This is a genomic window from Microbulbifer bruguierae (assembly GCF_029869925.1).
GTDB lineage: Bacteria > Pseudomonadota > Gammaproteobacteria > Pseudomonadales > Cellvibrionaceae > Microbulbifer > Microbulbifer bruguierae.
Map to the genome: position 1 here is coordinate 2,945,333 of NZ_CP118605.1, position 23,325 is coordinate 2,968,657.

A 23,325-nucleotide genomic window follows, 5' to 3' on the forward strand; every position below is an offset into this window, starting at 1 on the left:
CTTGTTCATATCATGTGAATGTGACAAAGCTGACAAACTGTTACATCAAAGCCTTGGGGATCTGGCGACTTGTCATGTTTTTATGCCTGCCTCGGACACTCTCAATAAAAAATTGCACGAGTACGAATAATTCAAATCTCTGGGGAGACGATTCTATGGCCGTAAAAATAAATGGCTTTCCCGGTACCCCGAGCCAGCTGACTTCAGCGGTTCGTAAGGCGCTGTTCACCTCCGCCGCCGTGACGGCAATGACTGTCGGCGCGCCCGGTTACGCGGCTGCGGCAGACATTGCCTGTGCGCCGGGTCAGTTCGGAATGCCCGCCGCCGGTGACAAGGTTACCTGCGCAGGCGACTTCGATGAGTCCATCAATTACGACGTTGTCGACACGACGGTAGTGGATGCAGGGATTGAATCCATCGTACCCGGCGACCTGACTGTGGTGGTTGCCGAAGGCAGCACCGCATCCGGTATCACCGTTTCCTCGGTCACCGCCGCGGTGGCCGGCACCGCCGCCACCGGCTCCATCGTCATCGAGAACCATGGCGATATCGCCCGTGCAGGCGACGCCGGTATCGAGGTTCCGGATGGTGTTGAGCAGACCCGTTATGACATGGGTATCCGTGTCGGCAGCGCCAACTCCAATGACGGCGGTCACTTCTTCGACAGCTACATGGTGCTGGATGAAAACGGCAAGGCGCTGCTGGACGAAGACGGCAATCCTACCGGCGAGCGAATCCTGTTCACCGACGCCGAAGGCAATCCGATCAAGGTCGCTGCCGACGAACTCGACAGCCATCTGGGTGTGAACCCTGACAGTGCCGACTATGGCAAGCTGAGCAAAAATGGCCCCGAGGACAAAATCACCTTCCTGGTTGCCGAGGAAGGCACCTTCGAGGGTGGTGTCAGTGCGCTGGTCAACGCGGAAACCGAAGCCGGCAGTATTTCTATTACCAACACCGGTGATATCAGTGTCGGCAGCGGTCAGTCCGTTACCTATTACTCCGCGTTCACCGAAAAGCACAGCAGCTCCTACGATGAAATTGTAGCGTCCGGTAAAAATCCCTTCGGCGTGCTCAACAAAATCGATGTGGACGGCGATGGCGTTGCCGACATCAGTGTGTGGAACGGTGAGGACACCATCTTCGTCGATCCTGCCAATGCGCACACCGCCACCATTTTTGCAGGCGGCATCAATGCCAGCAGCACCACCGGCAATATCGCGATTGAGAACGCCGGTAGCATCACCGCGGGCGATATTTCCAAGGGCATTACTGCGTTTACCGAGAGCGGTGACATTGTCATCAGCAACAGCGGCGACATCGCCACCGGCAGCGCCTCCTATGGCATCAGTGCATCCAGCGCGGTGCAGGCCATCGACTCCGGCATTACCTATACCTACAACTCCCAGGACAGCGGCACTGCCTACGCCGTTGAGTACAAGGCGGGACGCTTCAGCCCGTTCAGCGGTTTTACCGGTCCCAGCTATACCCACTTCTACCGCGAATACACCGTTGGCTCGAAAATCGTTGACGGTACCGACAGCGTTATCGAAATCGCCAATAGCGGTAGCATCTCCGTGGGTGAGGCCGGTATCGCCATTCACGCGAAAAACCCCTCCGGTGCCGGCATTACCATCGTCAATTCCGGTGATATCGAAGTGGCCGAAGGTATTGGCGGTGCCGGCATCTATGCCTCCACCTCCGCGGGCCTGAGTGCCACCAAGGACAAGGTGGAAGTTGCCAGCTGTAACCCCTTCTTCGGCTGCCCGGCCAAGCCCTACTTCACCGTGGAAGAGGGAGAAGCCAACGAGCTGAATGTGGCCTACGGTCTGAGCGATCGCGAAGACAATATCATCGACCACAACGAAAACGGCGCTTACTACACCCACGAAGCCCCGATACTGAACTTTGTCGGTTTCCCCACCGGTTACTACTCCGAAGAAGTCACCAAGCACTACGCGGACGTTGTGCAGTGGAACGCCACCGGCTACTTCGACGACCGCGGTGATATCGCCATCGCCAACACCGGCACCATCGACCTGTCCGGTACTCTGGCTGGCGCCGGTATCACTGCCGTTGGCCACGGTAGCAAGACCATCCTCAACACCGGGGATATCGAAGCCGGTGCGGTGGGTGTGGGTATCGGCTCCCGCGGTGTCGGCGAGACCGTCATCGACAACCAGGGCCGTATTTACCTGAATGGCGCTGGCAGTGCGGCGATCCAGGTGCAGGCCTCGCCGTTCGATATGGACAGCGTTGAGCAATCCGCTGCCGGCATCGATGAAGCGACTGTTGAGGCATTTGGCGGTTTTGAAAATGGCGATGTAATTATTGCCAACTCCGGTTTCATCGGCGGTTCTGACACCAGCCACCTGACAACCTACAACGAAAACGGCACTCTCGACGCCTTCGCCACCACCAGCTTTGGTGTCAACGTTACCGCGCTGGGCTCTAACCGTGTTGGCAGCGCCAACAAGTGGACCCAGTACGGTCAGGCGAGCGTGGACAAGGCCAACGCCGCGAATTACGCGCGCGCCCAGGCGGACATGGAGTCTTACCTCGCCGGTGAGATCACCATCGATGAAGTGTACGAGTACACCAAAATCGAGATCGATGACAGCATCGAGCTGACCACCACCAGTATCCTGAATACTGGTGATATCGCTATGTCCGACATGGCTCGCGGTATCAATGTCTCGGCGAAATACGGCGACGTGGTGATTGAAAACCAGGGTACGGTTTCCGTCGGTAACGGCGTGCACGGCCGTGCACCGGAAACCTACGGTGCGGTCACCATCAAGTCCAGCGCGATCAACGTCAGCAACTTCGGTATCGAAGGCCTGGCGAACCATTACGTGGTCAACCGCGGCGATGTATTCGCCGGTGATATCGCCAATGGTATCCGTTCCGAAAGCTGGCACGGTTCCAGCTCCGTCTTCAACGAAGGCAATATCACCGTTGGCAGCGGTAACTTGCTGGAGGCCACTGAAAGCAATGCCGCCCACGGTGCCGTCGCCAATGGTATTTCTTCCGTGGTTGCCGGTGGTAACGATGCCTACGCCCTGGCCCATAACAGTGGCACTGTGACCACCGGTGATCGCGCCTTTGGCATGGTTTCTTCCAACGTCTTCACCACTGGTGCCTTCCTGAGTGAAGAGTTCGCGCACAACTACACCGCGGCGGCGATCAACACCGGCGTGATCAGCACCGGCGACTACTCCACCGGTATGGGCGTGAACGGCTATATGTCGCTGGGCTACAACAGCGGCAGCATCAGCATCGGCAACGGCCCAATGCAAAACCTTGATGCTGTTGAAATTGCTGCAGGTATGCGCACCCTCACCGACAACGGCCTGACCGCGACCCTGCTGAACACCGGCGACATCACCGGTGGTGACGAAACGGCGGGTATGTTCGCGGAAGCATTCTTCGCGCGCAGTGTGCAGTCTGACACCGGTAGCGTGATGGTGGGTGACGATTCTGCAGGCCTGGTGGCCCGTGGTCAGACCCAGGGCATCGTGCAGAACTACGGCATGGTGGTAACCGGCGACCGTTCTACCGGCATCCAGGCCATGGGCACCAACTTCAACTACGGCGCCAACTACGCCACCGCGACCAACACCGGTACGGTGAAGGTGGGTGACGATTCCGTGGGCATACAGGCCTTCGCTACCCTGGCCAACGTGATCAACACCGGCACCGTTTCCGTTGGTGACGACTCCGTGGGTGTACTGCTGTCTTCCGCGACCGTGAATGCGATCGACGCGGAAACCGGTGAAGAGTTCCTGCGTGCCGGTACGGTTCTGAACCAGGGTTCCATCATTGCCAGTGGCGAAGGCAGCCTCGCGATCCAGTCCACCGAAGACTACACCGCAAATATCGTCAACCGCGGCCTGATCGAAGGCTCCGTGGTAATGGGCGGCGGTGATGACTTCTTCTACAACGGTGTGCGCACCGATGCGGAAGGTTACCTGGTGGGCGCGGGCGTTATTCGCCTGAACAATGACTTCATCGACATGGGCGAAGGGAAAAACACCTTCCGCAACGTGTTCGGCGATATCGTGTTCTCCGGCGACAGCAGCATCGACCTGGGTGCCGAAGGCGAGATGCAGAACTACTCGTCCAACGGCAGCTACGTGACCATCTCCAGCATGGACGGCAAGGCCGGCGACACCCTGACCATCAACGGCAATGTGCTGTTCAACACCGTGCAGGGCAACAATGGCCTGTTGCTGGTAGACGTCAGCTCCAAGGGCAACGACAGCATCGTTATCAATGGCGACCTGACTGCCAATGAGACCATCGATGAAGCGGGCAACACCGTCGGCTCCGACCTCCGCGTTGCCATCGCCATCAACGACCAGGGCAAGGGCGCGCTGACCTCCGGCAGCATCCTCACCGTCAATGGCGACCAGGATCTGGATTCCGTACAGCTGAGCGCGGTTGGCGGCGCCTTCGCCGACACCATCCTGAGTGCAGAACTGAACCAGGACGGCAATGGCAACTGGGTTGTGGATTACACCGCCGGCCTGTCCCAGCTGGGTACCGCGGCGAGCTCCGTGTCCCACCTGGCGGAAAGCTTCTGGCTGCGTTCCGCATCCCACTTCTTCGACGGTGAGCGCGCGGCGAATGCCAGCGAGACTGGCCGCGTTGAAGGTCTGCACGCCTGGTCCGGTTTCTTCCGCGCCAACAGCGATATGCAGAGCCAGGGCGAGCTCGATGCGCAGGATCTGAGCTTCACCCAGCAGCTGGGCGGCCAGTTCGCCGGTGCCACCTACTCCACCAAACTGGGCGACAGCTGGCTGTCCGTAAGCCCGTTCGTGGGCCTGGGTAGCGCGGAAAGCGACCAGTTCGAGCAGCAGTCCTCCGCAGTGCTGGATACCGAAACCTACGCGATTGCCGGTAGCTGGAGCATGGGCGACTTCTACGCCAATGCCATGTACCAGAACGTGGAGTTCGACGCGAATATCGTTTCTTACGATTCCCGTGGGGCGACTTCCGGTAAGGCACACGGTTTCAGCCTGGAAGCGGGTTGGACCTACCTGTCCGAGTCCGGTATCGCGATGACGCCGTTCGCCCAGTGGGACGACGTGAAGACCGTAATCGATGGATTTACTTCCTCTGACGGCAACTTCGACTACGCCTACGACCTCGGCAACAGCAAGCGCGCCCGTGCCGGTGTGAGCCTGCGCAAGTCCTTCTCCATGAGCGAAGGCTTTGCCATGCCCTACATCACCTTCAGCGCGACCGACGTGATCACTGCCAACAACCATGACCTGTACGCCAACGGCGTGCGTTTCGGCAGCGATGTGTCCGGCAACGGCATGAGCGTGGACTTCGGTGTGGATGGCAAATACAAGCTGTGGACTGTTAAGAGCGGTCTCGGTCTGTTCAGCGGCGACACGGACAAGAATGGCCTGAGCGGTCACCTGTCCATCTCCCGCAGCCTGTAATTCGCAGCCTGTCATCGCCAAGGGGGCGCCTCGCGCCCCCGATTATCGATTTAATAAAAATTTCAGCTGGGTGTGTGCCCACGGGATTTGACTATGTTTGAAAGAACAATGTTTGAAAAAAATAAACTCTCGCTTTGCGTCGCATTGATGCTGGGTGTTTCTGCTTCCATGCCGCTGTACGCGCAGGAAAGTGCTGAAGAAAAGGCCGCAGAAAAAAGCGAGCAGCAGCAATCCAAAGAGAACAAGAAAGCCACCGATGGCCTGGTAGCCCGTCAGGCGGAGGCCATCGAAACCGTAGTGGTTACCGGCTCCCTGATTCCGCGCAATACCTTCGACGGCCCGGATCCGATGACTGTTATCGGTGAGGAAGACATGAAGGCGCGCGGCCTGAATACCGTTGCCGACGTGATCGACTCCCTGGCTTCCAACACCGGTTACCGCGAAGGCGAAGCCGGCAACCTGCTGTCCGGCTTCACCGTTGGTGCGTCCGAGGCGAACCTGCGCGGCATGGGCTCTGGTCGTACCCTGGTACTGATCAACGGCCGCCGTATCGCCGACTACCCGCTGCCCTTCGGCGGTGAGCAGAACGGCGCCGACCTGGGCACCATCCCCGGTGCCGCCATGTCCCGCGTGGAAGTGCTGAATGGCAGTGCGTCCGCCATTTACGGCTCCGACGCCGTAGGTGGTGTGATCAACGTCATCACCAAGCGCGATATGGAACAGACCGCGGTAGCAGGTGAAGTAGGCGTTTACGAAGACGGTTACGGCTTCACCAGCAATACCTCGTTCATCACCGGCAAGGTGTTTGATAAGGGTTCTGTGACCTTCAGCCTCGAGAAACGCACAGTCGATCCGGTCTATGCCGACGAAGTCGACTTCCTCGACGATCGCAAATTTGTCACTACCGGTATTGGCGCGAGCATCAGTGAGCTGACTGCCGACAATACCGTGACGACCAACGCGATTTCTCCGCTGGGTTACCGCTGCGAAGACAGCGGCATGATCACCACCGAAACCTACAATCAGGACGGTGCGAGCATGTGTAATTTCGATGCCTCCCGGGGTATCGCCATGCAGCAGGAATTCGATCGCACCTCGACGTTCGTCGATGGCCGCTATCAGTTCACCGACAACATCCGCGGTTTCGCCACCTTCCTCGGCTCCAAGCAGGACGTGGCCAGCTCGGTTCCGGCATCCAGCTGGAGCGGCCGCTTTATCAGCAGCGCGGGCGATCAGTATGTGGATGTGCAGCGCTCCTTTGCCGTGGACCTGGGTTACACCACTTCCACCTATGACCAGGAAATGTGGACCCTGATGCTGGGTCTGGAAGGTGAAGTCGAGATCGGCGACACCACCTGGAACTGGGACGTGGGTTACTCCAAAGCCCGCTACGACATGGTGCAGAAGTACGCGGCCATCCGTGAAGAAGTGCTGGTGGACTGGTTTACCGACGGCGCCCAGTACGCGCAGCAAGTTGCTAACAACGTTTATGTTGTTAACGACACCTTCTTCGACAACCAGCTGGTCAATAACATCTACCGCAATGCCGCGGTGGATCGCGACGAGCTGATGGGTCAGGCGACCACTTATGCCAGCTCCAGTGCCGACAGCATCACCATCAAAGCGGTGGGTGAGCTGAGTGATTTCGGCTTCCTGTACAACCCGGTAACCGTTGCCGTGGTCGGTGACTGGGCCACCCAGTCCAGCCGTATCAACCCGGACGAGCGCTCCCTGAACCTGGACGGCAACGGCTGGCTGAACGTAGGCGCCATCAAAGCCGGCGGCAGCCGCGATCGTATGGCCATCGGCGCCGAGTTCCTGATTCCGGTTGTGGAAGATCTGGAACTGACCTTCGCCACCCGTATGGATCGCTACGACGATTCCACCGCGATCGGCGGCCGCGGTACTTCCTCGCTGAAGTTCCTGTATCAGCCGTTCGATATGCTGAAACTGCGCGGTAGCGCGTCGGAAACCTTCCGCGCACCGGACATGTTCAACATCTACGGTGAATCCACCGGTTACCAGTACATCGCCGACTTCGTAGCGAACAACTGTTACGACGGTGAGAACGCGGACAACTGTTCCGTGTACAACGTACTGTCTACCCGTCGCGGCAGCGAGGACCTGGAAGAAGAGAAGGGTAGAGACTACGGTCTCGGCTTTGTGCTCACCCCGACCAACGACATCAGCCTGGCGGTGGACTGGTACAACATTCGCCTGGAAGACCTGGTGGTTACCGAGAGCGCCACTGGCCTGATGCGTTCCGAGTGGCAATGTGAAACCGGCGTATTCGACAGCGCGAGCCAGTTCTGTGCCGATGTTTACAGCCGCGTAAAACGCAACGCTTCCGGCTATGTTGACCAGATCATCATCGAGCCGCAGAACCACGAGTACACCGAACTCGAAGGTGTCGACGTGACCCTGGCCGGTCAATTCGACTCCGCCAAGTACGGTAACTTCGGTGCGCAGTTCAAGTACGTAAACATCCTGTCCTACGAGTGGCTGCAATTCGAAGGCGACGAGCCGGTTGAAATGCGCAATGGTCTGCGCGGCCAGTCCACCCCGGCGAACAACAGCAACCTGACCCTGACCTGGGACAACCCGCTGGCCGGTTTCCGCTCCGTGGGTGCGTCGCTGTTCATCCAGCGCCAGGGCAGTGTGAAAAACTACGCGGGTTCCGAGCGCATGGATCCGTACTACACCGCCAACCTGTCTGCCAGCTACACCGCGAGTGCGCGTCTGAGAATGGGCCTGACCGTCAGAAACCTGACCAACGAAATGCCCCAGGACGACTACACCAACCAGTGGCCCTACTACTGGTCTTACCTGCAGCAGCCGTTCGGCCGTAGCCTCAACCTTTCTTTCAGCTACTTCCTGAGTAACTGATTAATCCTGTAGATGTGTCGGCCGGTGTTTGACGATTGTTGTCAGGCACCGGCCACAGGAGATAAGCAATGAAAATTTTATCAATGCTGAGCGCCGCGGTGGTTACCGGTGCGGTCGCAGCGATGAGCATTCTGCCGGCGCCGGCAGAGGCCAAAGAACAAGCGCACAAGCCGTTTGCCAGCCTCGGCGAGATGCCGATTCCGTTTGAAGACCTGTTCCGCCCGGCGGCGTACAACAACATCCGTATCTCTCCGGATGGCAAGTACTTCGCCGCAGGTCGCACCCGCGACGATGGCATGACCGATGGTGTGATCATCGATCGCCGCACCATGGAAGTGAAATCCACGCTGGAAATGGCCGGGGACGTGGGCGTCAGCCAGATCCAGTGGGCCAACAAAGAGCGGGTACTGTTCAGCTTCACCATGAAGTCTGCCGTCGCTGAAGATGCCAGCACCTCGCAGATTGCCGCGATGAACATCGACGGTTCCCGTAAAGAAATCATTTTCACCGGTACCAGCGATTACGGCGGCGGTGAAGGTGCGGTGCTGGCCGGCAAGATCGACGACAAACACTACCGCATCGAGGTGTACCCGTCCGGTTCAGGTCTCAACTTCCCGCTGAAGTACATCTACAAGCTGAATATCTACACCCGCAAGACCACCCTGATCGCCCGCTCGCCGATCCGTATGGGGCGCCCGATCAGCAACAAAGAGGGTGAAATCACCCACTGGGTCGGCAAACTGCCGGACGACTTTGATGCGACCGTGGTAGCGACCAAAAACGCCGCCGGTGAATGGGACGAAACCGTATTCCAGAATAAGGACGGCGTGTTCGAGCCCATGGGCTGGACCAAAGACAAAGACTGGATGTGGTACACGGACACGATCGAGGCACCCACCAAAGGTCTGTACCGCTACAACGTGAAAACCGGTGAGAAAAAACTGGTTTACCGTCACCCGAAAGTGGATTACGACCGCATCTTCAACGATGACGACGGCAACCCCTGGGGTGCGCTGGTCAACTACGACTACCCGACCGTAGTCTACATTGACGAAGACAACCACTATGCCCAGACGCACAAGCGTCTGCAGGGAACCTTCCCCAACAAGCATATCCAGATCCTCAACCGTACCAGTGACGGCAATGAGTGGGTGGTGCATGTGGGCGACGACCGTCACCCGGGCAGCTACTACGTTTACAACCAGTTCGACGGCGCGCTGAAGTTCCTCGCCAACCAGGCGGAGTGGATCGACCCGGCCAAGGTGCCTGCGACTCATCCTGTGCGTTTTACCGCGCGCGATGGCCTGGAAATCAATGGTTACCTGACCCTGCCGGTGAACAAGGAAGCCAAAAACCTGCCGCTGATCATCCTGCCTCACGGCGGCCCCCACGGCCCGCGTGACTACTGGGGTTACAACAAGGAGCGCATCCTGTTCGCCAACGCCGGCTACGCGGTGATGCATGTGAACTACCGCGGTTCCGGTGGTTACGGTCGCGAGTTCCTGTTCGACTGGTACGGGCACTGGGGCATGGAAATGCAGGACGACCTGACCGACGCCACCAAGTGGGCGATTGACTCCGGTATTGCCGATGCGGACCGCATCTGTATCTACGGTGCTTCCTACGGTGGCTATGCGGCCATGCAAGGCGTTACCAAAGAGCCAGACCTGTACCAGTGCGGTATCGGTTACGTCGGCGTGTACGACATGGCGATCTTCAGTACCCACGGTGATATCCGTCTGCGCAAGGCCGGCCGCAAGTACCTGGCGGAAGCCACCGGTACCGATCCGGAAGTACACCGTCAGCGCTCTCCGTCCCGCAATGCCGAGCGCATCACCGCACCGGTATTCCTGGTACAGGGTGCCCGCGACGTACGTGTACCCATCGAGCACTACTGGGCCATGCGCGATGCGCTGGTGCAGCAGAACCACCCGCTGGAAACTCTGGTTGCCCCGCGTGCCTTCCACGGCGCCCGTGAAAAAACCAGCCAGCTGGAAATCTACTGCCGCATGATCAACTTCTTTGATCGCCACATCGGCGACGGCAAGCCCTCCGACGCGCCGGCCAACGACTGTGTGCCGGAAGACGGCCCGGGTCTGCTGGAGTACCACTACTACGAGGAGGCCAAGCGTGGTTAAACCAATGATTGCAGCCGCATCCCTGCTGCTGGCCAGCCAGGCGTTCAGTCTGGACTGGCAGCGCCCGGACTGCTCTGCGTACAAAGATTTCGGTGAGTGCCGCAACGCCGAGAAAAACGATTACCGCCGTAAGAAGCAGGAAGAGTTTCGCGAGAAAGGCCTGTCCTTCTGGTACTACGAGCGCCCGGATTTTTCTGACAACAAGAAAATCGAACAGGCCCTCGAAGACAAAGTGGAAGGTGCGTTGTACTTCTCCTTCACCGTGGAGCGCGATGGCAGCGTTTCTGCGGTTTCGCTGAAAACCAAAACCAGCGATGAAGTAGAGGTTTACGCGGCGCCTATCCTGGCCGCGATCAAGAACTGGCAGTTCGTACCGTCCAAAGAAGCCTGGCCGAACCAGGAATGGCGCTACCAGTTCTTCTTCACGCAGGACGACTGTGCCGAAGCGGCGGAAGAAGACAGTGAAGCCTGTAGCAAGGAAGACGAAGCGGCAGGTTGATCCGATTACTCTCTTGGTCGAGTAATTCCGGCAGCGAGTGATACGCTGCTGGTCCCCAGTGTAGCCCGGACTTGTGTCCGGGCTTTTTTGTGCCCGGAATATATCGGCACGGGATCCCGGCGTTCATCAGCTGGCGGGGACTGCAAACACCGTGACAAAGGCCAGAGCAGTGGCGACGACGGCAAAAAAAACGCGCTGGACTAGGGAAGTACTGACTGTGATCGCAACCAGGCACTGCAACAGGTAGTAAAACGCAAATGCGCGCGACGCCAGTGCCACGATCTGCAATGTGTCTGCGGACCAGGTGAGCGCAATGGCACCGGCGCCTACCAGTATGGTGGCGAAGCGAAGTTTGAGTCGGTGGCGGGTCACCTCCTCCAGATTGCCGGTGGCGGCTAAGGTATCGGCAACCGCGGCAGAAAACTGGCTGAGGGCGGCGGCAATCACCAGTGGTGCCACCAGTAGCGACGAGGCTGCGGCGGCGAGGTGGATCAGGCTGTTGTCATCGTATTTTCCGTTCAGGTTGTGCACCAGCGGTAGCGACACGGCAATAAACACCAGGTAGACCGCGGTGGAAATAACCTGCGACCAACGGGACGCGCGAATCCGGGTATCGCTGTCGAAACTGTCCCCCAGATAGCGTGTGGTTTCGAATCCCTGCACAACGATCAGTGTTCCGGCGACAATGGTCAGTATTTCCCAGAAGCTGTGGGGCTTTGCCTTGAAAAAGATCAGTCCGCCTGGCGAACGCCAGGCGTGCAGGTCGTAGAGCGCGAAGCCGCCGATCAGCAACAGAATAATCGCCAGGGTAACCAGTAGCGCTATCCCTTCCAATGCCGCGAGACTTTTCAGGCCCCGAGTCACGCCAATCACTACGATAAAAATGATGACGGCTGTTGTGAGTAAATCTTCGCTGGTGCCCGTGTCCAGGTGCAGGCTGCCAAGGACAAACGCCGAAAGGATATGCAGGTAAAGGCATACGGAAATCACGTATGCCAATACCAGCGCCAGGTCAGAGCAGCGCTCAAAGGCGAAAGTGGATTTCTTTGGGCTGTTTGCCAGCGCCGGTTCTGCCCGGCGAATATTGAAACGGATAACGCTGCCCACGCAAAACGCGATACCGCATACAGCGGCCATTGCCAGGACGGCGTAGATCCCTACGGCGCCGGCAAGGATGGGAACCATAACCAGGAAGCCGCTACCGAAAATGGATGCCAGCGGCGTGCAGGTTGCCCGCACAAGCGCGCGCGGATTGCCGCGGTGATGTATTGCAGGCTTGCGGAACATGACTTCCCCCTAAAAAGGCCAATACCCTTCAGTCTTGACCATAGTGGGGATAGTGCCAGCCACAAAAAAAGCCCGACTTAAGAGCCGGCCTTTTTTCGGGCGGAGCACGCAAGCGGGGCGATCAAGCCTCCAATCGGCGCATCGCGCAGATCTTGTTGCCGGAAGGGTCGCGCAGGTAAGCGAGATATAGCTTCAAGCCGGAACCCTCACGCACGCCGGGCGGGTCTTCACAGGTGCTGCCACCGTTGGCCAGGCCTGCGGTATGCCATTGATCGGCTTGCTCGGGGCTCTGTACCGCAAACCCGATGGTGCTGCCATTGCCGCAACTCGCCGGCGCTCCGTCAATGGGTTTGGTGAGCGCAAATACACCGCTGTCGGTAAAGTAAAAACAGCGGCCTTTCTGGTCGATGACACCGGGTTTGTAACCCAGCGTACCCAGGATCGCATCGTAAAAAGCCTTGGACTCCTGAATGTCATTGGCTCCGAGCATGACGTGGCTGAACATTTTTGTTTCCTTCTGGCAATGGACAGGGTTGCGCTGAGTGTACACCCTCCGTGGGTGCCTCCAGCTAGACGAAACTGTCCAGTGGAATTTACGAATTGTTGTCGCGCAGAGAAAAATCCCGGCCTTTGGCCGGGATTCATTGGCAGCCTGCTTCAGTTTTAATGCTTGGGTTTTTCCGGACGAAATACGCCGACGTTTCTGTAGCCTTCATCCAGCAGATGCGACGCGTGCAGCTTGCTCATCACGCCGCGGGCGCAGTACAGCAGGTAGTGCTTGTCCTTATCCAGCGATTTGAACGCGGTACTCAGTCGATAGAAGGGGATGGTTTCTACCTGGTTGTTGTCCAGCTCCAGCGGGTTTACTTCTTCTTCGGTGGGGTGGCGTATGTCGATGACGATGGCGTTGCCCGGTTCGCTGAGGACCTCCACTGGCGGTGCGTCTTCATCGAGGTCTTCCATCACCTCGTCGATATTCTGTAGTACCCGGTTGCCGATGGCGCGGTCGAGGACGGTGAAATCGAAGCGGGTTTCCTCGTGTTCGACTTTTTCCATTTTTGCGCGGGTGGTCGGTTTTACCGAGATCACCCCACAGTACTCCGGCATATTCGCGGCGAATTCCTCGGTGCCGATGGCGCGCGCGGTGCGGATAATATCGGTCTTGTCGGAAGTGATCAGTGGGCGCAGCACCAGCGTGTCGGTGACACTGTCGATCACCGACAGGTTTTTCAGGGTCTGGCTGGACACCTGGGCGATGGCCTCACCGGTGACCAGCGCATCAACCTCCAGCTCTTTGGCGACTACCGAGCCCGCGCGCAGCATCATGCGCTTGAGGGTTACGCCCATGTAGGAGTCATCCACTTTTTCCAGAATCTCCGCTACCACTTCATCGAAGGGCACGGTGATGAATTTCACCCGGTGGGATGCGGCGTATTTTTCCCACAGGTAAAACGCCACTTCCTTTACTCCCAGTTCGTGCTGGCGCCCGCCCAGGTTGAAGAACAGGTAGTGGGTGCGGATGCCGCGCTTGATGGTGAGGTAGCTGGCCACAGTGGAGTCGAAACCGCCGGACACCAGCGAGATTACCGGATCCTGGGTGCCGAGCGGGAAGCCGCCAAGCCCCTGGTGCAGCTGCTCGATCACATTCAGCTTGTCGTGGCGGATTTCCAGTTTCACGGTGACGTCGGGGTTTTTCAGTTTTACACCGGCGGCATCGGTGTTCTGGTTGAGGCCACCACCTACAAACTGCTCCACGTCCAGAGACTGGAAATCGTGCTTGCCGGTGCGTTTTACACGCACACAAAAGGTTTTCCCGGTGAGCTGTGGGCCCCAAATGGCGAGAGTCTTCTGGTAGATATCGTCGAGATCGCCGAGGGGGAACTGCTGCACCTTGGCGAAGTTGGCAATGCCCGGGGTGTGCGCCAGTACCTCTTCAATGCGTTCGCAAAGGTGGGATACTGCATCCGGCGCGACGACATCAATCTTTTCCCAGTCCTTGCGCACCTGGATGCGGTCGTCCAGCTGTCGCATGAGCTTGCGCAGGTTGTCGGCCAGCTGGCGCGACATGCGCTTGCGCACCGGGTTGCTCTTGATGGTGATTTCTGGAAAAAATTTGACGACGAAATGCATAGGGAGTTGTGCCGGATACCACGGTTGAAATTGATGCCGGGATGAGACTGACGGACTTCCCGGAAAAGGTGGCGAATTATAAACTCGCTACCGGGAAATTGCTTGAGCACCGTTTTGGTGCTTTCTGTGACCAGGGAGGCCCAAAATGGTGCAAATTGCTATTTCGAAGCACCAATTTTGGGACTATCGTATTGGCTCCCACGGTCCCGGCTGGCGCAAATGGGTTCCTATAGCTCAATTTCCGGCCGCAGGCGGCCGTTTGCGGACACACTAACTTTTTTCCAGCCAGTTTGCCCCAATTTGGCACACTCCTTGCTTCGACAGTTGCCACAAGATAAAGCGAATTGGCGCGACACATAACTTTTCATTCTTGGAGGACTGCAATGTCAGCGAAAACGCTCGGACTCATCAAAGAGAGCGAAGCAAAATGGGTAGACCTGCGCTTCACCGATACCAAAGGTAAGGAACAACACGTTTCCATTCCTTCTAAGGAAGTTGGTGGCGAGTTCTTCGAAGAAGGCAAGATGTTCGATGGTTCTTCCATCGCTGGTTGGAAGGGCATCAACGAATCCGACATGATCCTGATGCCGGACGACGAAACTGCGTTCCTGGATCCGTTCACCGACGAAGCCACCGTAATCATTCGCTGTAACATCGTTGACCCGATCACCGGTCAGGGCTACGAGCGCGACCCGCGCTCCATCGCACTGCGCGCTGAAGAATACCTGAAGTCCACTGGCTACGGTGACACCGCTCTGTTCGGTCCGGAGCCCGAGTTCTTCGTATTCGACGACATCACCTGGGGTGCCGAAATGGGTGGCGCCTTCTACAAAATCAACTCCGAAGAAGCGGCCTGGTCTTCCGGCGCCAGCTACGCGGACGGCAACATGGGTCACCGCCCGGGCGTAAAAGGTGGTTACTTCCCGGTTCCGCCGGTTGACTCCCTGCACGACATCCGCGCCGCCATGTGTTCCGCCATGGAAGCCATGGGCCTGGAAATCGAAGTACACCACCACGAAGTGGGTACTGCTGGCCAGTGTGAAATCGGCGTTGGCGCCAACACCCTGACCAAGAAAGCGGACGAAGTTCAGATCCTGAAGTACGCGGTACACAACGTAGCGCACGCTTACGGCAAAACCGCCACCTTCATGCCCAAGCCGCTGGTAGGTGACAACGGTTCCGGTATGCACGTGCACCAGTCCTTCAGCAAGGACGGCGTTAACCAGTTCGCTGGCGACGCTTACGCTGGCCTGTCTGAAACTGCCCTGTTCTACATCGGCGGTATCATCAAGCACGCGCGTGCACTGAACGCCATCTGTAACTCTTCTACCAACTCCTACAAGCGTCTGGTTCCGGGCTTCGAAGCACCGGTTATCCTGGCTTACTCTGCGCGTAACCGCTCTGCGTCCATCCGCATTCCGTTCGTGCCGAGCCCGAAAGGCAAGCGTATCGAGACCCGTTTCCCGGATCCGACCGCCAACCCGTACCTGGCCTTCGCAGCGTTGCTGATGGCTGGCCTCGACGGCGTGAAGAACAAGATCCACCCTGGCGACGCGGCGGACAAAGACCTGTACGACCTGCCGGCGGAAGAGCTGGCCGAGTACCCGACCGTTGCTTCCAGCCTGGAACAGGCCCTGGACGCACTGGACGCGGACCGCGCCTTCCTGACCGAAGGTGGTGTATTCACCGACGACGCCATCGACGCCTTCATCTCCCTGAAGCGCGAAGAAGTTCAGCGTATCAACATGACCACTCACCCGGTTGAGTTTGAGCTGTACTACTCTTGCTAAGCGTTCTGCCAAGTAGCCCTGCTACGAGGCAGAGGTCATCGGTGCATTGCCCCGGCGTTTAACGCAAGGGCGGTGTAAAGATGGCGACAAAGCCCGCGCCTCTGGTGCGGGCTTTTTTTTTGTGTGGCAGATGGCTAGCCTTAACCTACGGCACAGTAAAAATGAGAGGCGGGACGGCCCATGATCAGACTGATTTCAGTGTTGCTGGCGCTGCTGGCGGCACCGGTAATGGCACAGCAGGAAACTTCTGCGGGCGAAGAGAAGGGCTCGTCAGCGCCCTCAGGTACCAGTGTTTACCGGAGTGTCGGCCCGGACGGCAAGGTGACATTCAGCGATACCCCGCCACCGGGTAAGAAAGCCGAAAAGATCAAAATAGGTCCCACCAATGTGCAACCGGTAGCGCCGCCGCTCCCCCTGCCTACCCGCAAGCTGTCGCCGCGGGACCAGGACGACAAGCGCTATGAGGATCGCGACCAGGGCCCGGTGGACTTTGCCATCGTCAGCCCGGTCAACGACGCCACCATCACTCCGGGGCAGCGGTTTATCGTGCTGCAGGTAGCGATGGAGCCGGTGCCGAGGGACGGTTATGCATTCTACGCCGTGATCGATGGCCAGCGCTGGTCCGGGATGTCCTCCGGCACCAGCCTGGATATCTCCGCGCTGGAGCGCGGCACCCATACCATCCAGGCGGTACTTGTGGGCACCGGAGGCGAGCCTCTGGCGCAGTCGCAGACCATTCAGGTCCATGTGAAGCGCCCCGGTGGCCAGGTGCCGGAGTTCCCCGCAGAACAGGCGCCACAGATGCCGAAAGCGCCCCAGGCGCCGGGAGTTGCCAAGCCGCCAAAACCCCAGCCGCGCTGATTCTCTGCCGCCGTGATGCCGGGCCCCTGGGGTCCGGTTTCATCTGGCGGCGGCTCTCCTGAGTAAATCTCGACTCGTTTGTTGCCCTGCCCGCCGCCCTGCGCCCTTTCTTGAACATCAAATCTGGCTATTTTTTGTTCTTCGCACAATAATGGTGCGCTATTTTGTGGCGCCTTGTGCCGATGCCCCCAAAATCACCCATGGATCCCGGTTTTTGCGCCATTTTGGTTTGCTTTTTGCACTGCCAATAGGCGAACCGGAAAAGAGAACTGAATCGGAAGCCTGCATGCTCAACGACCGCCAGTTACGCCTGCTACTGGACAACCTGACCTCGGCCGTTTTGGTGCTCGATGAGACGTTGTCACTGCGCTATCTCAACTCCGCGGCGGAGGACCTGATTGCGGCCTCCAGTTCCCGCTCCCTCGGCCTGCCATTGCAGGAGGTGGTGCGGGAATCCGAATCCGCCGAGCAGGCGCTGCACGGGGCCTTGGTTAGCGGTGAAAAGTACACCGTGCGTCGCGCCCTGTGGTTTTTGCACAATCTGGAAGAGTGCACCGTCGACTATTCGGTAACCCCGCTCACCGAGCTGGGTTTGCTGTTGCTGGAAGTGCAGTCCATGGACCGCTTGCTGCGCATTGCGCGCGAAGATGCGCTGCTCTCCGCCCAGGAAACTACCCGCAATCTGGTGCGGGGCATGGCCCACGAGGTGAAAAATCCTCTCGGCGGTATTCGCGGAGCGGCACAGTTGCTGCAAAGGGAACTGAAAGAGCTGGATCAACCGGAGGCGGAAGATCTGGTGGAGTACCCCCAGATCATCATCGAAGAGGCGGACCGCCTGCGCAACCTGGTGGACCGTATGCTGGGACCGCGCAAGCCGGTGCAGCTGAAGCCGGTGAATGTGCATGCGATTACCGAGCGGGTGGCGCAGCTGATTGAGGCGGAGTGTAACGGTGCGCTGGAGATCAAGCGTGACTACGACCCGTCGATTCCGGATATTCCCGCCGACAGTGAGCAGTTGATCCAGGCGGTATTGAATATAGCCCGCAACGCTATGCAGGCCATTGCTGAAAATATTGGTCTCGATGCCGGCGATCTCACCATCCGCACCCGGGTGCAGCGCCAGTTCACCATTGGCCGCCGCCATTGCGCACTGGTGTGCCGGATCGACATCGTCGACAACGGCCCGGGTATTCCGGAAGACATCCGCGAGCGGATTTTTTACCCGATGATTTCCGGGCGCGCAGAGGGCTCGGGGCTGGGATTGTCCATTTCCCAGCACATCATCAATCAGCACCGGGGGCTTATCAAATGCGAGAGCCAGCCCGGGCAGACAGAATTTCAGATTTATTTGCCCCTGGCGAACGATTAGCCAGAGGCACGACGAGAAGCACAATTAGCACAATTAGAAAGTAATCGCAGAGCCGGAAAATTATGATGAACAATCGCGTTTGGATCATTGATGACGACCGCTCCATCCGCTGGGTACTGGAGCGAGCACTTTCCCGCGCAGGGATCGATACCATCTGCTACGAAAGTGGCGATCGCGCCCTGGACGATTTTTACAGCGAGTCACCGGATGTGGTGATCAGCGATATTCGTATGCCGGGCTCCGACGGCTTCAAACTGCTGCAGCGTTTCCAGGCCGAACGCCCCGCCCTTCCCATTATCATCATGACCGCGCACTCGGACCTCGACAGCGCGGTAGCGGCCTATCAGGGCGGCGCCTTCGAATATTTGCCCAAGCCATTCGATGTAGACGAAGCGGTGGCAGTAACTCGCCGGGCCCTGGCGCACGCCAACGAACAGAAGCCGGAAGAGCCGGTGGTGGTGGAAAACGGTGCGGGCAACAAGGAAATTATCGGCGAGGCGCCGGCGATGCAGGAAGTCTTCCGCGCGATCGGCCGCCTGTCCCACTCCAATATCACGGTGCTGATCAACGGCGAATCCGGTACCGGTAAGGAACTGGTGGCGGCGGCGCTGCACAACCACAGCCCGCGCAAGAACCAGCCGTTTATCGCCCTTAACATGGCGGCGATTCCGAAGGACCTGATGGAGTCGGAACTGTTCGGCCATGAAAAAGGTGCGTTCACCGGCGCCAGCGCCCAGCGCGCCGGCCGCTTTGAACAGGCCAACGGCGGCACCCTGTTTCTGGATGAAATCGGGGATATGCCCGCGGAGACGCAAACCCGTCTGCTGCGGGTGCTGGCAGACGGGGAGTTTTACCGGGTGGGCGGCCACACTCCGGTAAAAGTCGATGTGCGCATCATCGCCGCTACCCACCAGGACCTGGAACGCCTGGTACAGGAGCACAAATTCCGCGAAGACCTGTTCCACCGCCTCAACGTCATCCGTATTCATATCCCCCGTCTCGCCGATCGTCGCGAAGACATTCCCCGCCTGGTGCGCCACTTCTTTATCAGTGCCGCCAAGGACCTCGGGGTAGAGCCCAAGATTCTCACCAAGGAAACCGAAGAGTATCTCTCTGGCCTCGACTGGCCCGGCAATGTGCGCCAGCTGGAAAATACCTGTCGCTGGATCACGGTAATGGGGTCCGGCCGCGAAGTGCTGATCGACGACCTGCCGCCGGAGCTCCACCACCAGAGCGCCACCAGCGAAGCGCCCCAGGATTGGCAGAAGGCCCTGCGCCTGTGGGCCGACCAGGCCCTGGCGACTGGCCAGCGCGAGATTCTCGGCCAGGCGGTGCCTGCGTTCGAGCGCGCGTTGATCGAAATCGCCCTCAAACACACCGCCGGGCGCAAACGCGATGCCGCCGAACTGCTCGGCTGGGGGCGCAATACCCTGACCCGCAAGCTGAAAGAGCTGGGGATGAACGGCGGCGAAGACTGACGTCGCGGCGGCGTTGATTGTTCGCCGCGTCTCAATGTCTATTTCCTCTGCGCCCGGCATTCGCCGGGCGTATTTATTTTCGCCGCTTGTGTGAAATCCGTTACAGCTTCGGTATTCTGGCGCCGTTTTTTTTGTGCTGCGAGTGTCGGGTAAAGCGGCCTGCACGTCACCTACTTGCACATTAACCAGATGTAGCGCTCCGCACCGGCATTCTGCAGCTCCGGTGGATCGGAATATTTACAGCCAGCGAACCAGAATAACCATGATCAAGGATTTTGCCCCGGCCCGGCATAACTGGGCCATGCCCCTGTGCACGCTGTTTTTTCTCTGTACCCTGTTCTGGAGTGGTCACGGCGGAGACCTCGGTTACTGGAGCGACTGGATGGCGAGCCTGTCCCAGGGCTACGAGCATATCCATGCGAATTATCCACCGCTGCTACTGCACTGGTTCTGGTTACTGGCGCAGTTGTTTGACCTGCTGCATCTGGAGTACCCGCCGGCGTCACCGGTGCAGCTGAAGTTTTTTGTACTGCTGCCGGTACTGGCAACCCAGCTCTGGCTTTGCCGCCAGGTGGAATTACTGCTGGCAAAGCGGGGCATAGAGCCGCTGCGCAGCCCGATTTTCTGGGGTGTGGTGGCGAGCCCGGCGCTGCTGCTGGATGGTCCTGTGTGGGGGCAGGTGGACCTGCTGCCATTTCTGCCGATGTGGGTATCCCTGGTGTGCGCGTTTCGCGCCCGTTTCTTTTCTGCAGGGGCCGCATTCGCCCTGGCGCTGGTGTGGAAGTTCCAGGCAATCGTGATTCTGCCGGTGCTGGCGGGGCTGTTTATGCACCGCTGGCGCCTGGCAACCTGGCACTATGCCCCGCAGGCACTGGCAGGCTTTTTACTGGTGGGTTTTGTCGCCTTCCTGCCGTTTATCTGGGTGGGGCGTTTTCAGGAAATGTTCAACGCCGCCTATCTCGGCAACACCAGTATCTTCCCGCTCTCCACCATGAACGCCGCCAACCTGTGGTTTCTGCTCGCCGGCAATAACACCGACATGCTTCTGCCGCTGATTGAAGGGGCCGCCTGGGCGTCGCCACACAAGCTGGGGCTGGGGCTGTTCCTGCTGGTATCGGTAATGTGCATGGTGCGGGCCTGGCGTGGCTGCCGTGGCTTCGGCGAGGTGATCGGCATTGCCATGGTGATGATACTGGGCTTTTTCACCGTGGCGCCGTCCATGCACGAGCGCTACCTGTTTCTGATGGTGCCGCTTGCCGCGCTGGGCTGCGCGCGCGGTTACTTCCGCAGCGCGTGGTTGCATCTGGCAAACCTGATGGTGGCGCTGAATATACTGCTGGTGTTGCCCCTGACCGGGCACATGGTCTGGCAGCACCTGTCCTGGCTTGTTGTGGGGGTGGCTCTCGCCGCGCTGTTGGTATTCGTACTGCCCGGGGCACGGATCGCGGCAATGGCGCGGCGCCTGCTCTACCGAGCGCGGCAGTCTCTGCCGGCGCTGGCAATGCCCCATGGTGGTGCGCTCGCCGCGCTGATGGTGCTCGCCTTTACCTGTACGGAACTCTACCAATTGCACCGCCTGAATCATCCTGCGTGGGATGAGCGCGGGCGTCTCTACCTGAGTGATTACCGCGAGCTGTCAGTGACGCAACAGTGGGGCCATCTGAGCCGCGACCGCGCGGTGAACGATGATCCGTTGGATATCTTTGGACACCGCTTCGCCAAGGGGTTGGGTGTACACGCCTTTTCCCAGGTGGAGTTCCGCATCCCGGAGGGCGCGCGTTATTTCCACAGCTTTTACGGCCTAAACCGCTCCGGCGAGAATGGGCGGGTGCGCTTTCGCATTCTTCTGGACGGGAAATCGGCGTGGCAAAGTGGGGCTATCGGTTGGCAGGCGCCGGGTGAGGTGGTGCTGCCGGTGAGCGATGCCGAAACGCTGACACTGCAGGTACATGGTATGGGCAGCATCATATCGGATCACGCCAACTGGGCGGAGGCGGGCTTCTGGCAGGGTATTCCCGAGCGCCGTGTCCTGACCATGGCGCGTCGCTGACCCAGGTTTTCTGACCTGACAGGGTGCCGAAAAAAATCGACCTGCTAATATGCACCCTGTCGATCAGCCTCTATTCAAAAACCCCGTTCAAAAGTCTTAGTTAGGTCTTAGGAAGAAAGTTCCGTTATGAGTGAGTTACCCCCCTGCCCCCAATGCCAGTCCACCTATACCTATGAAGACCGCGACCATTTTGTCTGCCCCGAGTGTGGGCACGAGTGGCGCGCCGGTGAAGCGGAAATGGAAGATGGGTTGAATATCAAGGATGCCAATGGCAATCCGCTGGCCGATGGCGATACGGTGACGGTGATCAAGGATCTTAAGGTCAAGGGCTCGTCCCTGGTGGTCAAGGTCGGTACCAAAGTGAAAAATATTCGCCTGGTGGAAGGCGACCACGATATCGATTGCAAGATCGACGGTATCGGGCCGATGAAACTGAAATCGGAATTTGTCAAAAAGGCCTGATTCTCTTCCGCTGCCGGTGCCGAAGATTGTACCGGCAGACCGCTCGCCGCTGGTCCAGACTTGTCGTTAAACACTTGCGATCAAGCCAAGTGCCTGTCTGGAATCTTCATGACCAAGTTCGCGGCGTTTTCATCCATATCTCTGACCGGCGTCTACTTCGCATCCATCCTGCTGGTGCTGGTGGCGCTCGCCTGCGGTTACCTGGTGGGCCGCGGTATTGGGCGTCGCCGGAAAGCGCGGGGAGAAGATGCCTCCATGGGCAGCGCGGTGGCGGCTACTCTCGGCCTGCTGGCATTTATGCTGGCGCTCACCTTCAATATGACCGCGGACCGTTTCGGTCAGCGCAAGGCCATGCTGCTGGACGAGGTCAATGCCATCGGCACCACATTTCTGCGCACGGACTTTCTTAACGCAGACAACCGCGCGCGGGCGCGGGAGCTCCTGCGGGAATATGTCTCGCTGCGCAGCTTCGATCCCCGCGCCATGACCGCCGACGATTTCCGCCGCGATATCCTGCGCAGCGAGCAGGTACATCGCGCCCTGTGGGCACTGGTGGAGAGGGAAATTGCTGTGGGCACCGACGCCAACCGCCTGCGCGCCTTCTACGAACCACTGAACCAGTTGATCGACCTGCATACTACCCGGGTGCAGGTGGGGCTCGCCTACCAGGTGCCGGTGCCGATCTGGGCGGCGCTCTACGCAATTTCCGCGCTGGCGGTATTCGGAATCGGCTTTCAGCTGGGGGTGAGTGGCAGTGGCTCGAAGCTGGTGGCGCTGGCCATGGCGATGGCGTTTTCGCTGGTGATCCTGCTGATTGCGGATCTGGATCGAGCCGGCGAGGGGATGCTGGTGGTGGACCAGGCGCCCATGAAGGAATTGGGGGAGCAGCTCAGGAGCCGCCCGGACGATCGATAGGCAGGCA

General features: G+C 58.9%; 14 protein-coding genes. 11 read left to right on the forward strand and 3 right to left on the reverse strand.

All coding sequences use genetic code 11. From position 1 onward, the window contains the following. Positions 1-155 precede the first annotated feature (155 nt). The 4 genes from PVT68_RS12335 (at position 156) to PVT68_RS12350 (ending at position 10,976) form a co-directional block, all read left to right on the forward strand. On the forward strand, positions 156-5,453 hold the full coding sequence (locus PVT68_RS12335; protein ID WP_280318478.1) for a beta strand repeat-containing protein: 5,298 nt from the start codon (positions 156-158) through the stop codon (positions 5,451-5,453). A gap of 93 nt (positions 5,454-5,546) precedes the next feature. After that, the gene (locus tag PVT68_RS12340) at positions 5,547-8,339 is read left to right on the forward strand and encodes a TonB-dependent receptor domain-containing protein (protein WP_280318480.1); all 2,793 of its coding nucleotides are present in this window, start codon (positions 5,547-5,549) and stop codon (positions 8,337-8,339) included. A 68-nt stretch (positions 8,340-8,407) separates the two neighbouring features. Then, positions 8,408-10,477 (forward strand): alpha/beta hydrolase family protein, encoded by a 2,070-nt coding sequence (locus tag PVT68_RS12345; RefSeq protein WP_280318482.1) that lies wholly within the window; start codon positions 8,408-8,410, stop codon positions 10,475-10,477. Next, the gene (locus tag PVT68_RS12350; RefSeq protein ID WP_280318484.1) at positions 10,470-10,976 is read left to right on the forward strand and encodes an energy transducer TonB; all 507 of its coding nucleotides are present in this window, start codon (positions 10,470-10,472) and stop codon (positions 10,974-10,976) included. The genes PVT68_RS12345 and PVT68_RS12350 overlap by 8 nt, the downstream gene beginning before the upstream one ends. A 126-nt stretch (positions 10,977-11,102) precedes the next feature. Here the strand turns inward: PVT68_RS12350 and PVT68_RS12355 are convergent, their stop codons facing one another. The 3 genes from PVT68_RS12355 to thiI all read right to left on the reverse strand — a co-directional run bounded on the left by PVT68_RS12355 (position 11,103) and on the right by thiI (position 14,393). Beyond that, complete coding sequence (locus PVT68_RS12355) at positions 11,103-12,263, reverse strand: hypothetical protein (RefSeq protein WP_280318486.1); 1,161 nt, start codon at positions 12,261-12,263, stop codon at positions 11,103-11,105. A gap of 121 nt (positions 12,264-12,384) precedes the next feature. Further along, entirely contained in the window at positions 12,385-12,768 is a 384-nt protein-coding gene (locus PVT68_RS12360) for a VOC family protein (RefSeq protein WP_280318488.1), read from the reverse strand. Between the two features lie 158 nt (positions 12,769-12,926). Then, on the reverse strand, positions 12,927-14,393 hold the full coding sequence (gene thiI / locus PVT68_RS12365; RefSeq protein ID WP_280318490.1) for a tRNA uracil 4-sulfurtransferase ThiI: 1,467 nt from the start codon (positions 14,391-14,393) through the stop codon (positions 12,927-12,929). A 383-nt stretch (positions 14,394-14,776) separates the two neighbouring features. Here thiI and glnA point away from each other — a divergent pair, with 383 nt between their 5' ends. The 7 genes from glnA (at position 14,777) to PVT68_RS12400 (ending at position 23,318) form a co-directional block, all read left to right on the forward strand. Beyond that, positions 14,777-16,183 carry a glutamate--ammonia ligase gene (glnA, locus tag PVT68_RS12370; protein ID WP_280318492.1) on the forward strand — a complete coding sequence of 469 codons (1,407 nt, stop codon included), beginning with the start codon at positions 14,777-14,779 and terminating at the stop codon, positions 16,181-16,183. A 180-nt stretch (positions 16,184-16,363) separates the two neighbouring features. Continuing rightward, on the forward strand, positions 16,364-17,044 hold the full coding sequence (locus PVT68_RS12375; RefSeq protein WP_280318494.1) for a DUF4124 domain-containing protein: 681 nt from the start codon (positions 16,364-16,366) through the stop codon (positions 17,042-17,044). 286 nt (positions 17,045-17,330) lie between these two features. After that, complete coding sequence (glnL, locus tag PVT68_RS12380; protein WP_280318495.1) at positions 17,331-18,413, forward strand: nitrogen regulation protein NR(II); 1,083 nt, start codon at positions 17,331-17,333, stop codon at positions 18,411-18,413. Positions 18,414-18,478: 65 nt separating this feature from the next. Further along, complete coding sequence (gene glnG, locus PVT68_RS12385) at positions 18,479-19,891, forward strand: nitrogen regulation protein NR(I) (RefSeq protein ID WP_328517447.1); 1,413 nt, start codon at positions 18,479-18,481, stop codon at positions 19,889-19,891. Between the two features lie 262 nt (positions 19,892-20,153). Beyond that, a complete protein-coding gene (locus tag PVT68_RS12390; protein ID WP_280318497.1) occupies positions 20,154-21,941 on the forward strand; it encodes an NPCBM/NEW2 domain-containing protein in 1,788 nt (595 codons plus the stop codon). Positions 21,942-22,067: 126 nt separating this feature from the next. Continuing rightward, entirely contained in the window at positions 22,068-22,403 is a 336-nt protein-coding gene (locus PVT68_RS12395; RefSeq protein WP_280318499.1) for a zinc ribbon domain-containing protein YjdM, read from the forward strand. Positions 22,404-22,511: 108 nt separating this feature from the next. Beyond that, positions 22,512-23,318, forward strand: a complete 807-nt coding sequence (locus PVT68_RS12400) for a bestrophin-like domain (RefSeq protein WP_280318501.1) — start codon at positions 22,512-22,514, stop codon at positions 23,316-23,318. Positions 23,319-23,325 lie beyond the last annotated feature (7 nt).

Bases quoted from the DNA above. Each gene is read 5' to 3' on its own strand.
- PVT68_RS12335 (WP_280318478.1), top strand. From the start codon at position 156: ATGGCCGTAAAAATAAATGGCTTTCCCGGTACCCCGAGCCAGCTGACT.
- PVT68_RS12340 (WP_280318480.1), top strand. From the start codon at position 5,547: ATGTTTGAAAGAACAATGTTTGAAAAAAATAAACTCTCGCTTTGCGTC.
- PVT68_RS12345 (WP_280318482.1), top strand. From the start codon at position 8,408: ATGAAAATTTTATCAATGCTGAGCGCCGCGGTGGTTACCGGTGCGGTC.
- PVT68_RS12355 (WP_280318486.1), bottom strand. From the start codon at position 12,263: ATGTTCCGCAAGCCTGCAATACATCACCGCGGCAATCCGCGCGCGCTT.
- PVT68_RS12360 (WP_280318488.1), bottom strand. From the start codon at position 12,768: ATGTTCAGCCACGTCATGCTCGGAGCCAATGACATTCAGGAGTCCAAG.
- thiI (WP_280318490.1), bottom strand. From the start codon at position 14,393: ATGCATTTCGTCGTCAAATTTTTTCCAGAAATCACCATCAAGAGCAAC.
- glnA (WP_280318492.1), top strand. From the start codon at position 14,777: ATGTCAGCGAAAACGCTCGGACTCATCAAAGAGAGCGAAGCAAAATGG.
- PVT68_RS12375 (WP_280318494.1), top strand. From the start codon at position 16,364: ATGATCAGACTGATTTCAGTGTTGCTGGCGCTGCTGGCGGCACCGGTA.
- glnL (WP_280318495.1), top strand. From the start codon at position 17,331: ATGCTCAACGACCGCCAGTTACGCCTGCTACTGGACAACCTGACCTCG.
- glnG (WP_328517447.1), top strand. From the start codon at position 18,479: ATGAACAATCGCGTTTGGATCATTGATGACGACCGCTCCATCCGCTGG.
- PVT68_RS12390 (WP_280318497.1), top strand. From the start codon at position 20,154: ATGATCAAGGATTTTGCCCCGGCCCGGCATAACTGGGCCATGCCCCTG.
- PVT68_RS12395 (WP_280318499.1), top strand. From the start codon at position 22,068: ATGAGTGAGTTACCCCCCTGCCCCCAATGCCAGTCCACCTATACCTAT.
- PVT68_RS12400 (WP_280318501.1), top strand. From the start codon at position 22,512: ATGACCAAGTTCGCGGCGTTTTCATCCATATCTCTGACCGGCGTCTAC.